Source organism: Flavobacterium sp., from assembly GCF_034111225.1.
Taxonomy (GTDB): Bacteria; Bacteroidota; Bacteroidia; order Flavobacteriales; family Flavobacteriaceae; genus Flavobacterium.
This window is the reverse complement of sequence record NZ_JAWUXR010000011.1, coordinates 345,136-358,505: the sequence shown is the minus strand read 5'-3', so window position 1 is coordinate 358,505 and position 13,370 is coordinate 345,136. Positions and strand designations below refer to the sequence as shown.

15 protein-coding genes are annotated in these 13,370 nt (G+C 31.2%); 6 read left to right on the top strand and 9 right to left on the bottom strand.

Annotated elements, in window-relative coordinates; all coding sequences use genetic code 11:
- Positions 1–14: 14 nt before the first annotated feature.
- Positions 15–899 carry a GTPase Era gene (gene era / locus UXY25_RS06935; RefSeq protein WP_320815280.1) on the top strand — a complete coding sequence of 295 codons (885 nt, stop codon included), beginning with the start codon at positions 15–17 and terminating at the stop codon, positions 897–899.
- A 1-nt stretch (position 900) separates the two neighbouring features.
- On the opposite strand, the gene UXY25_RS06930 is transcribed toward era, so the two are convergent.
- Positions 901–1,392: a hypothetical protein gene (locus UXY25_RS06930; protein WP_320815279.1), complete on the bottom strand. Its 492-nt coding sequence runs from the start codon at positions 1,390–1,392 to the stop codon at positions 901–903.
- Between the two features lie 149 nt (positions 1,393–1,541).
- Between UXY25_RS06930 and der the strand changes: the two genes are divergently transcribed.
- Positions 1,542–2,852: a ribosome biogenesis GTPase Der gene (der, locus tag UXY25_RS06925; protein WP_320815278.1), complete on the top strand. Its 1,311-nt coding sequence runs from the start codon at positions 1,542–1,544 to the stop codon at positions 2,850–2,852.
- Positions 2,853–2,883: 31 nt separating this feature from the next.
- On the opposite strand, the gene UXY25_RS06920 is transcribed toward der, so the two are convergent.
- The 7 genes from UXY25_RS06920 to UXY25_RS06890 are packed head-to-tail and all read right to left on the bottom strand — an operon-like array spanning position 2,884 to position 6,558.
- Positions 2,884–3,048, bottom strand: coding sequence for a TPM domain-containing protein (locus UXY25_RS06920; protein WP_320815277.1), 165 nt, complete (start codon positions 3,046–3,048; stop codon positions 2,884–2,886).
- A gap of 1 nt (position 3,049) precedes the next feature.
- Positions 3,050–3,367: a TPM domain-containing protein gene (locus UXY25_RS06915; protein ID WP_320815276.1), complete on the bottom strand. Its 318-nt coding sequence runs from the start codon at positions 3,365–3,367 to the stop codon at positions 3,050–3,052.
- 10 nt (positions 3,368–3,377) lie between these two features.
- Entirely contained in the window at positions 3,378–4,184 is an 807-nt protein-coding gene (locus UXY25_RS06910; protein WP_320815275.1) for a TPM domain-containing protein, read from the bottom strand.
- Positions 4,184–4,621 carry a TPM domain-containing protein gene (locus UXY25_RS06905; RefSeq protein WP_320815274.1) on the bottom strand — a complete coding sequence of 146 codons (438 nt, stop codon included), beginning with the start codon at positions 4,619–4,621 and terminating at the stop codon, positions 4,184–4,186. The genes UXY25_RS06910 and UXY25_RS06905 overlap by 1 nt, the downstream gene beginning before the upstream one ends.
- Positions 4,621–5,238, bottom strand: coding sequence for a LemA family protein (locus UXY25_RS06900; protein WP_320815273.1), 618 nt, complete (start codon positions 5,236–5,238; stop codon positions 4,621–4,623). Before UXY25_RS06900 ends, UXY25_RS06905 begins: the two co-directional genes overlap by 1 nt.
- Positions 5,239–5,251: 13 nt before the next feature.
- The gene (locus tag UXY25_RS06895; protein WP_320815272.1) at positions 5,252–5,581 is read right to left on the bottom strand and encodes a MerR family transcriptional regulator; all 330 of its coding nucleotides are present in this window, start codon (positions 5,579–5,581) and stop codon (positions 5,252–5,254) included.
- Positions 5,581–6,558 (bottom strand): M23 family metallopeptidase, encoded by a 978-nt coding sequence (locus tag UXY25_RS06890; protein WP_320815271.1) that lies wholly within the window; start codon positions 6,556–6,558, stop codon positions 5,581–5,583. Before UXY25_RS06890 ends, UXY25_RS06895 begins: the two co-directional genes overlap by 1 nt.
- A 188-nt stretch (positions 6,559–6,746) precedes the next feature.
- Here UXY25_RS06890 and alaS point away from each other — a divergent pair, with 188 nt between their 5' ends.
- The 4 genes from alaS to UXY25_RS06870 all read left to right on the top strand — a co-directional run bounded on the left by alaS (position 6,747) and on the right by UXY25_RS06870 (position 12,968).
- On the top strand, positions 6,747–9,383 hold the full coding sequence (gene alaS, locus UXY25_RS06885) for an alanine--tRNA ligase (protein WP_320815270.1): 2,637 nt from the start codon (positions 6,747–6,749) through the stop codon (positions 9,381–9,383).
- 135 nt (positions 9,384–9,518) lie between these two features.
- Positions 9,519–11,297 (top strand): T9SS type A sorting domain-containing protein, encoded by a 1,779-nt coding sequence (locus UXY25_RS06880; RefSeq protein ID WP_320815269.1) that lies wholly within the window; start codon positions 9,519–9,521, stop codon positions 11,295–11,297.
- 80 nt (positions 11,298–11,377) lie between these two features.
- On the top strand, positions 11,378–12,334 hold the full coding sequence (locus UXY25_RS06875; RefSeq protein WP_320815268.1) for a GSCFA domain-containing protein: 957 nt from the start codon (positions 11,378–11,380) through the stop codon (positions 12,332–12,334).
- Positions 12,335–12,338: 4 nt separating this feature from the next.
- Positions 12,339–12,968: a DUF4230 domain-containing protein gene (locus UXY25_RS06870; protein ID WP_320815267.1), complete on the top strand. Its 630-nt coding sequence runs from the start codon at positions 12,339–12,341 to the stop codon at positions 12,966–12,968.
- 32 nt (positions 12,969–13,000) lie between these two features.
- On the opposite strand, the gene UXY25_RS06865 is transcribed toward UXY25_RS06870, so the two are convergent.
- Entirely contained in the window at positions 13,001–13,309 is a 309-nt protein-coding gene (locus UXY25_RS06865; protein ID WP_320815266.1) for a rhodanese-like domain-containing protein, read from the bottom strand.
- Between the last annotated feature and the right edge of the window lie 61 nt (positions 13,310–13,370).

The window sequence follows — 13,370 nt, the reverse complement described above, 5'->3', positions numbered from 1 at the left end:
TAAAAACAGTTGAAATGGATCATAAAGCAGGCTTTGTAAATATTATTGGAAACCCAAATGTGGGTAAATCTACATTAATGAACGCTTTTGTAGGCGAACGTTTATCTATCATTACAAGTAAAGCTCAAACAACGCGTCATAGAATACTTGGTATTGTAAATGGTGACGATTTTCAAATGATTTTATCAGATACTCCAGGTATTATTAAACCTGCATACGAAATGCAAAAATCGATGATGGATTTTGTGAAAAGTGCTTTTGAAGATGCAGATGTGCTTATTTACATGGTAGAAATAGGTGAGAAGGAACTAAAAGATGAAGCTTTTTTTAATAAAATTATACATTCTAAAATTCCAGTTTTATTAGTTTTAAATAAAATTGACAAATCAAACCAAGAAGAATTAGACGAGCAAGTTGAATTGTGGTCTGAGAAAGTGCCAAATGCTGAAATTTTTGCTATCTCAGCATTAGAAAATTTTAATGTTCAAATGGTTTTTGATAGAATTGTTGATTTGATGCCAGTTTCTCCAGCATTTTATCCAAAAGATACTTTAACAGATAAACCTGAGCGTTTCTTTGTTAATGAAATAATTAGAGAAAAAATACTTATAAATTACGATAAAGAAATTCCGTACGCAGTTGAAATTGAAACAGAAGAATTTATTGAAGATGAAAATATAATTCGAATTAGAGCTGTAATTATGGTTGAACGTGATTCTCAAAAAGGAATTATCATTGGTCATAAAGGCGCTGCATTGAAAAGAGTTGGTATTCAATCAAGAGCCGATTTAGAAAAATTCTTTGGAAAACAAATTCATTTAGAAACTTATGTTAAAGTAAATAAGGACTGGAGAGGTAATGCCTATCAGTTAAAACGTTTTGGATATAATAATAAGTAACTTAAATTATTTTATTAATTATTTCTTCCAGTTCGTGCATTTGATGAATCCCTTTTTTTCTATTTAATCTAGCAAATAAGTATAGTGCAACCCAGCACACAATCATAGAAAGCATAATGGTTAAATCAAAATTAAAATTTTGGTTTAACCTCCATTTAGAATAGCAAATTAGGCTGAAAATAATAAATGTTCCTCCTACAATAAAATGTAAAAACATAAACATAGTCCATAAAACGGGGTCGGGCCCAAAAAGTCCGTTTACAGCCGTTTTTCCATCTTCCATTTCTTCAAATTCAATGTGCAGTTGAGGAGAATGTTTTTCTCGTTTCAACATTCCTATACTTAGCCAAACATGATTGTCTAATATTTTTACCTTATAATCGGAATCTAATTTCTCTTTTAATTCAGCAAAATTTTCCAATAATAAAGGAATCGATTTTTCAGAAACCTTATAAAATCGATATCTTAATTTAATTTCTTTGTCTAAGCTCATATGTTAAACTAAATAGGATAACAATATACAAATTATATTGATTTTAGTGTAAGATTTATAAGCTGATTTTTATTATTAATAATAAGAATGAAATGCAAAGAAAGAAATCAACGAAAAAAAACTACCTTTGCAAATTCAAAAATAGGATTATGAATAATATTGTTGCCATAGTAGGAAGGCCAAATGTTGGGAAATCAACTTTGTTTAATCGATTAATTCAACGTAGAGATGCGATTGTTGATTCGGTTAGTGGAGTAACACGTGATAGAAATTACGGAAAAAGTGAATGGAATGGAAAAGAGTTTTCTGTAATTGATACTGGAGGTTATATTAAAGGTTCTGATGATGTGTTTGAGGCTGAAATTCGCCGTCAGGTTGAGTTAGCTATTGATGAGGCAGATGCAATTATATTTATGGTTGATGTTGAAGAAGGAATTACTCCTATGGATGCTGAAGTTGCTAAATTACTTCGTAAAGTTACAAAGCCTATTTTAATTGCTGTAAATAAAGTAGACAATGCAATGCGCGAAAAAGACGCTGTTGAATTTTACAACTTAGGTTTAGGTGATTATTTTACAATTGCTGGAATGAGCGGAAGTGGAACAGGAGATTTATTAGATGCTCTTGTTGAAGCTTTACCAGAAATGCCAGAAGCAGTAGAAGAAGAAAATCCGTTACCTCGTTTTACAGTTGTTGGTCGACCTAATGCAGGAAAATCTTCACTTATTAACGCATTAATTGGAGAAGATCGTTTTGTGGTTACTGATATAGCAGGAACAACTCGTGATGCAATTGATACTACTTATAATCGTTTTGGATTTGAATTTAAATTAGTAGATACTGCGGGAATACGTAGAAAAGCAAAAGTAAAAGAAGATTTAGAATTTTACTCTGTAATGCGTTCTGTAAGAGCTATTGAGCATGCAGATGTTTGTATTATAATGATTGATGCAACTAGAGGATTTGAAGGACAAGATCAAAGTATTTTTTGGTTAGCAGAAAAAAACAGAAAAGGAGTTGTTATTTTAGTAAACAAGTGGGATTTAATTGAAAAAGATACCATGTCTACTAAAGAATATGAAGTTAAGATTCGTGAACAATTAAGACCTTTTACAGATGTGCCTATTTTATTTGTATCAGCTTTAACAAAACAACGTTTATTAAAAGGATTAGAAACAGCGGTAGAAGTTTTCGAAAATAGAAAACAACGTATTCCTACTTCAAAATTTAACGACGTAATGCTACCTATTATAGAGCGTATGCCTCCACCAGCATTAAAAGGTAAATTTGTGAAGATTAAATACTGTATGCAGTTGCCAACAGCTACTCCACAATTTGTATTCTTTTGTAATTTACCACAATATGTAAAAGAACCATATAAGCGTTTTCTTGAAAATCAATTACGTGAACAATATGACTTTAGTGGTGTTCCAATTGACATTTACTTTAGATTAAAATAAATAAAAAAAGCCCTGTATTACAGGGCTTTTTTTATTTCCAATTTACTATTAATTCTTTTAATCCATTTTTAATACCTTCGAAATAATCACCTTTTCTAAAAGAAGGTAGAATTATTTCTTGGAGAATACGATTGCAAATTTCATCTGTTAAGATGTGCCCAGTTTGGGTTCCCGTGTTAATTCTTATTTGCCTCATTTTATTGCAAAAAAACAATTGTTAATCCATTGTCTTTTCCCGCTTTTCCAACTCCCCATTTATTAGAGAGGTCTAGAGCATATTTATTGAAGTCAGTGTAATTACCAATATTATCAACAGTAATTATTGCTATTTCGTTTGAAGTATTTTTCTCAAAATCAATAATTAAACTATCAAGTTCGTTGATTTGTTTTGCTGCGAATATTTTTTCAAAATCACTTGTGTAGCCAATTGGATTTGGAAATAAGGTATCTTCAATTTGACTAAAACAAACTAAATGTATACAAGTTAAGATTAAACTGAATAATATTTTTTTCATAACCTTATATTTACCAACTTCCGCCAGCTCCACCACCAGAAAAACCTCCACCGCCGAAACCTCCACCAAAGCCACCACCACCGAAACCACCGCCAGATGAGCCACCAAAGCCTCCGCCGCCACTTCCGCGACCTAGACTGCTTAATATAATTACATCCATTAGGTTTGGGCCACGAAAGCCACCAGTTCCGTTGTTGTTACCGTTTCCTTTATTTTTTGAAATTAAAATGATAAGTACAATTATAAAGAAAATGAAAATGAAAACAGGAATTCTACTTCCTTTATTGTTTTGTTTTCTACTTCCTTTGTAAGTTCCTTTTATAACTTCAAAAATGGCGTCAGTACCAGCATTTAGTCCGTTGTAATAACTCCCAGATTTAAATTCTGGAATTATAACATCTCTAACAATTTCTCCTGTTATTCCTGCAGATAAATATTGTTCTAAACCATATCCTGGTGAAATCCAAATTTTCCGTTCTTCTTTAGCTAATAAGATGATTACTCCATTGTCATTTTTTTCTGTTCCTCCAATTCCCCATTCTTGTCCCCATTTTGGTGTAAGAATTCCAATGTCTTCACCTTTTAAACTTTCAATTGTAATAATTACAATTTGAGTAGAAGTAGAATCGGAAAAATGAATGAGTTTTTGTTCTAAGTGTTGTTTTTCTGATGCAGATAAAATATTTGCATAATCATAAACACTTGTCTGAAATTTTGGAACTTCTGGAATGTTGTATTGCGAAAAACCAATATAATGAAACAGCAACGTGGTTAGAATTACAAAAAAACGAATTAATTTAAATACTAAGTTTGTCATTATCCTTTTGATATTTCATTAGAAAGTTCATTAGTGTCATCAGACTGATACGGAAAATAATGTTTCAATTTTTCTCCAGCTCTTAAAATTCCTTCTACTAATCCTTTCTTAAATTCTTTGTTTTTAAAATTTTCCAAAACGACATCTTTTGTACAGTCCCAAAAATCACTTTCCACAACATTATTAATTCCTTCGTCTCCTAAAATAGCAAAGCCTTTGTTAGCTACGCCAACATAGAATAAAACGCCATTTTTTGCTTCCGTCTTGTGCATTTCAAGAGAAGAAAAAACCTCCTTAGCTCTTTCGATAGGAGGTTTATTTGATGTTTCTTCTATATGCACTCTAATTTCCCCCGAGGTGTTTTTTTCAGCAACAACAATTGCTTGAACAATCTCTTGTTCTTCCTCTGGAGTTAAAAAATCTTCGGTTTTAGACATTATTTTGTTTCTTCTTTGTCGTTTCCAAAATCAAATTCAACGTCGACAGGCTTTTCAGCACCGGCAACTGCTTCGAAATATGCTTTTTCTTTAAAGCCAAACATGTTTGCAAACAAATTGTTTGGGAAAATTTTAATGTGACTGTTATACGGTTTTACTGCTTCGTTAAAACGCGTTCTTGCAGTTAAAATTTGATTTTCAGTACTTGCTAATTCGTCTTGTAATTTCAAGAAATTTTGATTTGCTTTCAAGTCAGGATATCTCTCAACGGTTACCAATAATCTAGATAATGCTGATGAAACACCACTTTGAGCTTGATTGAATTTTGCCAATTGTTCAGGTGTAATGTTTGTAGGATCTATAGTTACAGCGGTAGCTTTTGAACGTGCGTTTATTACTGCTTCTAAAGTTGATTTTTCAAAATCTGCAGCACCTTTAACGGTTTTAACTAAGTTTCCAATTAAATCATTTCTTCTTTGGTAAGAAGTATTTACATTCCCCCAAGCTTCTTGAACTTCTTGGTCTAAAGTAATTGCATTATTATTAATCCCTTTTACATAGCTGTACATTCCAAATATAACAACAACAGCGATTATCCACGGTAAGAATTTTTTCATAAGTTTAATTTTTTTAAAGTTGATTTTTAAGATTTGTTAATTGTGATTTTATGGTTTCTAATTTTCTAATGATTTCAAACTTGTCAAGTGTTTTCTTTTGATTTTCTTTCAAATGAATTTTCGCACCTTCAAGTGTAAAACCTCTTTCTTTGACTAGATGAAAAATAAGTTGAAGGTTTTTAATGTCTTCTGGAGTAAATTTTCGATCTCCTTTTGCGTTTTTCTTTGGCTTTATGATGTCAAATTCTTTCTCCCAAAAACGAATTAGTGAAGTATTAACGTCAAATGCTTTGGCAACTTCGCCAATTCCATAGTATCTTTTCTCTGGTAATTCTAAATGCATTAGTCTAAAGATTGATTTTCTTGATTGGCTAGTTTCGTAATTTCAACATATTCTTGAGCAGAAATACTTCCGTAATAAAAATTTAACGGATTTATCTTTTCTTTTCCTTTAATAACTTCATAATGCAAATGTGGTGCTTCACTTCGTCCAGTACTTCCTACATATCCTATAATATCACCTCTTTTTACTTTTTGACCACGTTTGCAATTGTATTTACTTAAATGGGCATATAAAGTTACGTATCCATAACCATGATTTATTTCAATGTGGTTTCCATAACCTGAAAGTGAATTATCAGCTTTTAAAACAACTCCATCTCCTGTCGCATAAACTGGAGTTCCTGATTTTGCTGTAAAATCCATTCCGTAATGAAACTTTCTAATTTTTGTAAAAGGGTCGCTTCGGTAACCAAAACCAGAAGCCATTCTTTTTAAATCTTCATTTTTTACAGGTTGAATTGCAGGAATTGCAGCCAATAGCTTTTCTTTTTGTTTCGCTAAAACAACAATTTCGTCTAACGATTTAGATTGTATGACAAGCTCTTTTGTAAGCATGTCTATTTTTTTATTGGAATTAATTACCAATTCCGAATTATTAAACCCTTCTAAATCTTTATATCGATTAGTCCCTCCAAAACCTTCTTTTCTTTGCTCATTTGGAATGGGAGAAGTGTTAAAATAAATTCTATATATGTTATTGTCTCTTTGTTCAATTGCACTTAAAACATCAGTCATTAAATCCATTTTACGATTTAACAATTTGTAATTCAACTTCATAGATTCTAATTCTCCTGTAAGTAATTTGTCCTTTGGAGTTTCAAAATAAGGAGTGTTTATCAATAAGACTATACATAAAAAACCAAACAGTAACGATGATAATAAAAACAAGAAAATGTAAGCGAATTTTTTACGTTTTTGAGGTTTTATACGTTTATATGCTAAATTTTCGGAATCGTAATAATATTTTACCTTAGACATGTTCTAAAATTACTATTTTTGCACCAGTTTAATTTGGTTTACAATGGTTATACGAACAAATTTAATAAATGTTACGTTTTATACTATTATTTAATGTGAAACTTTTTGTTTGTAAAGGAACCTTGTAAAATTTAAAATAAAATTTGATGACAATGAAGTGTTATCAAAATGAAATTCAAAAAATAAAGATGAAATCACAAGACATTCGTAAGCAGTATTTACAATTCTTTGAAAGCAAAGGACATTTAATTGTTCCTTCGGCGCCAATCGTTTTAAAAGACGATCCAACACTTATGTTCAATAACTCGGGAATGGCCCAGTTTAAAGAATATTTTTTAGGAAATGCTACGCCAAAAAGTAATAGAATTACCGATACGCAAAAATGTTTACGTGTTTCAGGAAAACATAACGATTTAGAAGATGTAGGTTTTGATACTTATCATCACACCATGTTTGAAATGCTTGGGAATTGGTCTTTTGGAGATTATTTCAAAAAAGAAGCATTGCCATGGGCTTGGGAATTTTTAACGGAAGTATTAAAGTTAGATAAAAACCGTTTATACGTTTCTGTTTTTGAAGGAAACGAAGAGGAAAATGTTCCGTTTGACCAAGAAGCATTTGATATTTGGAAGCAATTTGTACCAGAAGATAGAATTATCTTAGGAAATAAAAAAGACAATTTTTGGGAAATGGGCGATCAAGGGCCGTGTGGTCCATGTTCTGAAATCCATGTTGATTTACGTACAGATGAAGAAAGAAAAGCAGTTTCAGGTCGTGATTTAGTAAATGCAGATCACCCACAAGTAGTGGAAATTTGGAACAATGTATTTATGGAATTTAACCGTAAAGCAGATGGTTCATTGGAAAAATTACCAGCGCAACACGTAGATACAGGAATGGGATTTGAGCGTTTGTGTATGGCAATGCAAAACGTAACTTCAAATTACGATACAGATGTTTTTACGCCGCTTATTGAAAAAGTAGAACAAATTACAGGATTAAAATACACTTCAAACGAAGTTAAAAACATATCAGAGGAACAAAACAAAACCAATATTGCTATTCGTGTAATTGTAGATCACGTTCGTGCAGTTGCTTTTGCTATTGCAGACGGACAATTGCCTTCAAATACAGGAGCAGGTTATGTAATTCGTAGAATTTTACGTCGTGCTATTCGTTATGGCTTTACATTTTTAGGAACTAAAGAACCTTTTATTTTCGAATTGGTTGCTGTATTAGCAAATCAAATGGGAGAATTTTTCCCAGAAATTAAAAAGCAACAAAGTTTAGTAACAAACGTAATTCGCGAAGAAGAAGCTTCTTTTTTAAGAACTTTAGACCAAGGGTTACAATTATTAGATAATGTCATTGTTAACACAAACGGAAAACAAGTTGATGGAGCAAAGGCATTTGAATTATATGATACTTTCGGATTTCCAATTGACTTAACTGCTTTAATATTAAGAGAAAGAGGTTTTGATTTAGACGAAGTTGGTTTTGAAAAAGCAATGCAAGAGCAAAAAAATCGTTCACGTGCAGCTTCTGAAGTTTCAACAGATGACTGGAAAATTTTAGTGGATGGAAATACAGAAACTTTTGTAGGTTATGACCAAACGGAAAATGAAGTAAAAATCACAAGAATTCGTAAAATTGATTCTAAAAAAGACGGTATTTTATACCAAATTGTTTTAGATAACACACCTTTTTATCCTGAAGGTGGAGGACAAGTTGGAGATAAAGGGATGTTGGTTTCTGCAAATGAGTCAATCGAGATTTTAGACACTAAAAAAGAAAATAATTTAATATTACATATCGCAAAAAAATTACCTGAAAATGTTTCGGCTAGTTTTGTAGTTAAAGTAAATACAGATTTAAGAACAGCTTCATCTAAAAATCATTCGGCTACGCATTTAATGCACTTTGCTTTGAGAACGATTTTAGGAACTCACGTAGAACAAAAAGGTTCATTAGTTAACCCAAATAATTTACGTTTTGACTTTTCTCATTTTTCTAAAGTTACGGACGAAGAAATCAAGCAAGTAGAAGATTTTGTGAACCAAAATATTCAAGCGCAAATTCCTTTAATTGAAAGAAGAAGTATTCCAATCCAACAAGCATTAGATGAAGGGGCAATGGCTTTATTTGGAGAAAAGTATGGAGATAATGTTCGTGCGATTAAGTTTGGCGACTCTATGGAGCTTTGTGGTGGAATCCATGTTGCGAATACTGCAGATATATGGTATTTTAAAATTATTTCAGAAGGTGCAGTTGCAGCAGGAATTCGTCGTATAGAAGCAATTACTGGCGATGCTGTAAAAGACTTCTTTGCAAATCAAGAAAACACGTTAGCTGAAATCAAAGAAACGCTGAAAAATCCTCAAGATACAATCAAAGCAGTAGTTTCATTGCAAGATGAAAATGTGAAACTGAAGAAACAAGTAGAACAATTACTAAAAGAAAAAGCAAAAGGATTAGTTAGTGATTTAGAAACTCAAATTCAAGAAGTAAACGGAATTAAATTCTTAGCAACGCAAGTAGATTTAGATGCAAATGGTGCTAAAGATTTGGCTTATGAATTAGGAAATAATGAAACCAATTTATTCTTAGTTTTAGCAACTGTTACTGATGACAAACCAATGTTAACGTGCTATATTTCAAAAGAATTAGTAGAAGCAAAAGGATTAAACGCAGGACAAGTAGTTCGTGAATTAGGAAAATATATTCAAGGTGGAGGAGGAGGACAACCGTTTTTCGCAACAGCAGGTGGAAAAAATGCAGCTGGTATCAAGGAAGCTTTGGAAAAAGCTGTTGAGTTTGTGAAATAATTTTATTGCAGTTTTATAATTAAATAAGAAACCCAAAACGTATTGTTTTGGGTTTCTTATTTAATTAGTTTTTTTGTTTATTAATTATTTAAGTAAAAATACTTATTTTTATCTAAATTTTAAAATACTACTACATTGAAAAAACTCTACATTTTATTTTTTATTTTTAGTTATGCAGCTATAATTGCACAAGTTTGTCCGTCAAATTCATCTACAAATAAGGTGTTAATAGCTGGAGATTCATGGGCACAATATATGTCAGATGATGGCACGCACAATAAAATGTTTGATAAATTTGGTCATGCCGACAAAGATTTAATAGGTCCTTCATTAGGCGCTAATCCAGGACCAGGTTATACTGGAACAGAATATGCAATAAGTGGTTCTGAAGCACGAGAATGGGCAGACCGAGTAAATTATCCTTGGATTACAAATGTTATAAATGCAATAAATGCCAATCCATCAATTGAAACGGTTATTTTAAGTATTGGTGGTAATGATATTTTAGCTGCAAAATCTGGGGGTGGTTGGTATAAAGATATGGATTTAGATGTTGCAGGGTCTGAAGCAGCTTTATTTGCAACTATAAGAGCGAATACATTTGTCATAATTAACGATATTCTTGCTGTACACCCAAACGTTGAAATAGTATTATCTAGTTATGATTATCCAAATTTTAACACAGGATTTTTATGTTTTGCTTATGCATGTCCTAAGCGAAATGATTTAAGTAGAAATGCAACTACTTCTTTAATTACAGATGCTGAGTTAAATCAAATGATGATTACAGTAGAAACAGAAAGAATAAGTTGGTTAAGTTTAGAGCCAAGATTAAAATTCGCAAATGCAATTGGTCTTTCACATTATTATTATGGAGATGGAGTAAGTGCAGCAGGAGTTTACGCCTTGCCAGAACAAATGGCTCCGTATAGTGTTAATTTTTACGGTGGAAATAAATTAAGACCTGCTATTCGTTCTAATTTTAGAAACACTGCAGATCCTATTCATTTAAGTGCAGCAGCTTATGAATATAAAATTATTCATCAAACCATGAATAATTTTATGCCAAAATTTAGAGGAGATGTTACTTCAACTATTTATTCTTCAGGTGGTGCTCAGGATGGTTGGACCAATAATACAACTATTGGTACAACAGAAGTGCGTGTTGGCGATGGTGGTGTAGGACAATCCTATAAAGGAATTTTAAATTTTGACACAAGTTCAATACCAGATGACGCAACGATAAACTCGTTAAGTCTTTATATGATAAGAAAAGGATTAAGTTCTACAAATCCTTTTACTTCAGGAGCATTAGGTGCTGCTAATTTAGATGTTAAAAGCGGAACTTTTGGAACTGTAAATGTTGAAGCGAGCGACTTTGCTGCTGTTGCTGACGCTACAAATACAGGTTGTTTTCATGGAACTGTAACTTTAAATGGTTACGCTTTACGCATAGACTTAAATGCAGCAGGAATTGCTGCTATAAATAAAACTGGAAACACACAATTTAGACTTTCTTTTCCTAATACAAATATAAATGCTGATTATGTAGATTTTAATACTGGAAATGCAACTGTAGATACAAACTTAGCCACAGTAGGTTTAGCAGAATATATGAATAGCGCAAAACCATTTATAGATATTAACTATACTCAACCTTTAAATGTAGATTCTTACGACTTAAGTAATGTTATATTGTACCCAAACCCAGTTAAAAACAACTTTACAATTAATGGTTTAAATTCGTCTAATTATAAAGTGCAAATTGTTTCCATTCAAGGGCAAGTTGTAAAAGAAATTCAGGACTTTAGAAATGAACAAACAGTGAGTATTGATGCCTTAGCAAACGGAATTTATTTTGTGAAAATTCAAAAAGATTCAGAATTTAAAACTATAAAAATTATAAAAAATTAATTTTTATAATTAGCTTAAAACCCAAAACGTATTGTTTTGGGTTTCTTTTTAAATTACTATTTTTGATAAAAATATTCAAAATGCAATTCACCACAAAAATCCCCATTTCTAAAAGGAACAGCTTAATAAATTACAATTCTAAAATTGTTTCATTAGGTTCTTGTTTTGCGGAAAACATAAGTGAAAAATTTGAATATTATAAATTTCAAAATAATGTAAATCCATTTGGTATCATTTTCAATGTAGTTTCTTTAGAAAGACTTATTAAAAGATCTATTCATAAAGAATATTATACAGAAAAAGATATTTTTTATCATAATGATTTATGGCATTGTTATGAAGTGCATTCTGAATTATCAAACCCAAATAAAGAAGCGTTTTTAAATGAGTTAAACCTTTTGATTGACTCAACAAACAAACAAGTGACAGAATCAACACATCTTATAATTACACTAGGGACTTCTTGGATCTATCGAAACATAAGAACGAACAATGTTGTTGCCAATTGTCATAAAGTGCCTCAAAAGGACTTTAATAAAGAATTACTATCTGTTGAGGCGATAGAACAAAGCTTGCAAAATATAATTTCTTTAGTTCATGCAGTAAATCCTAATTGTAGTTTCATTTTTACGGTTTCGCCTGTGCGTCATATAAAAGATGGTTTTGTAGAAAATAACGTTAGTAAAGCGCATTTAATTTCAGCATTATACTGTGCTTTCGACTTTCAACTTTCGACTTTCAACTATTTCCCTTCTTATGAAATCATGATGGATGAATTGCGCGATTATCGTTTTTATGCGGAAGACATGTTACATCCTAATCAGGTTGCTGTAGATTATATTTGGGAACGTTTTTCAGAAAGTTGTATTGCTGAAGAATCTCATTCTATTATGAATGAAGTAGCTGAAATTCAAAAAGGATTAGCGCACAGGTCTTTTAATCCTGATTCGGAAAATCATCAAAAGTTTTTACATAATTTAGAAATTAAAAAAACTAATTTAGCGCAACAATTTCCTCAAATTAAATTTAATAAGTAGGCGCATGAGTTTTTTTAATAATGTTTCTGAAATAAGAAAATGGATAGTCATAGCGCTAATTAGTTTAGTGTTGTTTTTTGGCTATAAATATTTTTTCTCAACTAATGAGTCATCTTCTATAGAGTATGATACGCTTCTAATTCAGCAGGAAATTAAAAATGTTGGAAAACTAGTAGTTACCGAAGGTCATTTTGCTGAGGTAATGACTTATAAAGATAAAAGAGTAACCTATATTCCTGGATTGTCTTTCGATAAAAAGGCAATTGTTGTTATCAATGCAGATGTAACAGTTAGTTTTGATTTAAGTTTAATACAGTATGATGTAGATGCTGAAAATAAAACGCTGACAATTTTAACCATTCCAAAAGAGGAAATTAAAATTAGTCCAGATATTAAATACTATGATATAGAATCGAGCTCGTTTAATGAATTTTCAGCTTCTGATTATAATAAGATTAGTAAAATAGCAAAAGTAAATTTGGCAAAAAAACTTGAAGGTTCTTCGTTAAAATCAAATGCTAAAAACAGATTAATGTCGGAATTATCAAAAATGCTAATTGTAACCAATTCTTTGGGATGGACATTGAAATATAATGGGGAGAATATAAATACGGAAAACAAATTAAAATTATAAAAAAAGAGCTCTACAATTGCAGAGCTCTTTTTTTATAATTTATTTTGTAAGCTTGTCCAACCGCCACCGTTAATACAATCAATGCCATTTTGTTTTAATATAGAAGTAGCTTGTGCACTTCTCGCTCCAGAACGGCAACATGCAATTATTGGTTTATCCCACTTTTTAATCTCTTCAATTTTATTGCTTATTACTTGCAATGCTATGTTTTTAGAACCATTAATATGTCCTTCTTTATATTCTTCGATAGTTCTTACGTCTAAAACGATCGCTCCCTTTTCAACATATTCTTGAATATCATTTGTTTTGTTTCCAAAACCTAATAAATCTAAAATTCCCATTTGTCTTAATTTTTAACAAAGATAAAGTGATTACTTATTTCAATTGGTAACAAAAGTTACG

Coding starts and splice junctions, on each gene's coding strand:
- UXY25_RS06905 (WP_320815274.1), bottom strand. CDS start 4,621: ATGTCTAAAACCGAAGATTTTTTAACTCCAGAGGAAGAACAAGAGATT.
- UXY25_RS06915 (WP_320815276.1), bottom strand. CDS start 3,367: ATGAAAAAAATATTATTCAGTTTAATCTTAACTTGTATACATTTAGTT.
- era (WP_320815280.1), top strand. CDS start 15: ATGGATCATAAAGCAGGCTTTGTAAATATTATTGGAAACCCAAATGTG.
- UXY25_RS06890 (WP_320815271.1), bottom strand. CDS start 6,558: ATGTCTAAGGTAAAATATTATTACGATTCCGAAAATTTAGCATATAAA.
- UXY25_RS06900 (WP_320815273.1), bottom strand. CDS start 5,238: ATGAAAAAATTCTTACCGTGGATAATCGCTGTTGTTGTTATATTTGGA.
- UXY25_RS06895 (WP_320815272.1), bottom strand. CDS start 5,581: ATGCATTTAGAATTACCAGAGAAAAGATACTATGGAATTGGCGAAGTT.
- UXY25_RS06930 (WP_320815279.1), bottom strand. CDS start 1,392: ATGAGCTTAGACAAAGAAATTAAATTAAGATATCGATTTTATAAGGTT.
- UXY25_RS06865 (WP_320815266.1), bottom strand. CDS start 13,309: ATGGGAATTTTAGATTTATTAGGTTTTGGAAACAAAACAAATGATATT.
- UXY25_RS06910 (WP_320815275.1), bottom strand. CDS start 4,184: ATGACAAACTTAGTATTTAAATTAATTCGTTTTTTTGTAATTCTAACC.
- UXY25_RS06920 (WP_320815277.1), bottom strand. CDS start 3,048: ATGAGGCAAATAAGAATTAACACGGGAACCCAAACTGGGCACATCTTA.
- alaS (WP_320815270.1), top strand. CDS start 6,747: ATGAAATCACAAGACATTCGTAAGCAGTATTTACAATTCTTTGAAAGC.
- UXY25_RS06870 (WP_320815267.1), top strand. CDS start 12,339: ATGAGTTTTTTTAATAATGTTTCTGAAATAAGAAAATGGATAGTCATA.
- UXY25_RS06875 (WP_320815268.1), top strand. CDS start 11,378: ATGCAATTCACCACAAAAATCCCCATTTCTAAAAGGAACAGCTTAATA.
- der (WP_320815278.1), top strand. CDS start 1,542: ATGAATAATATTGTTGCCATAGTAGGAAGGCCAAATGTTGGGAAATCA.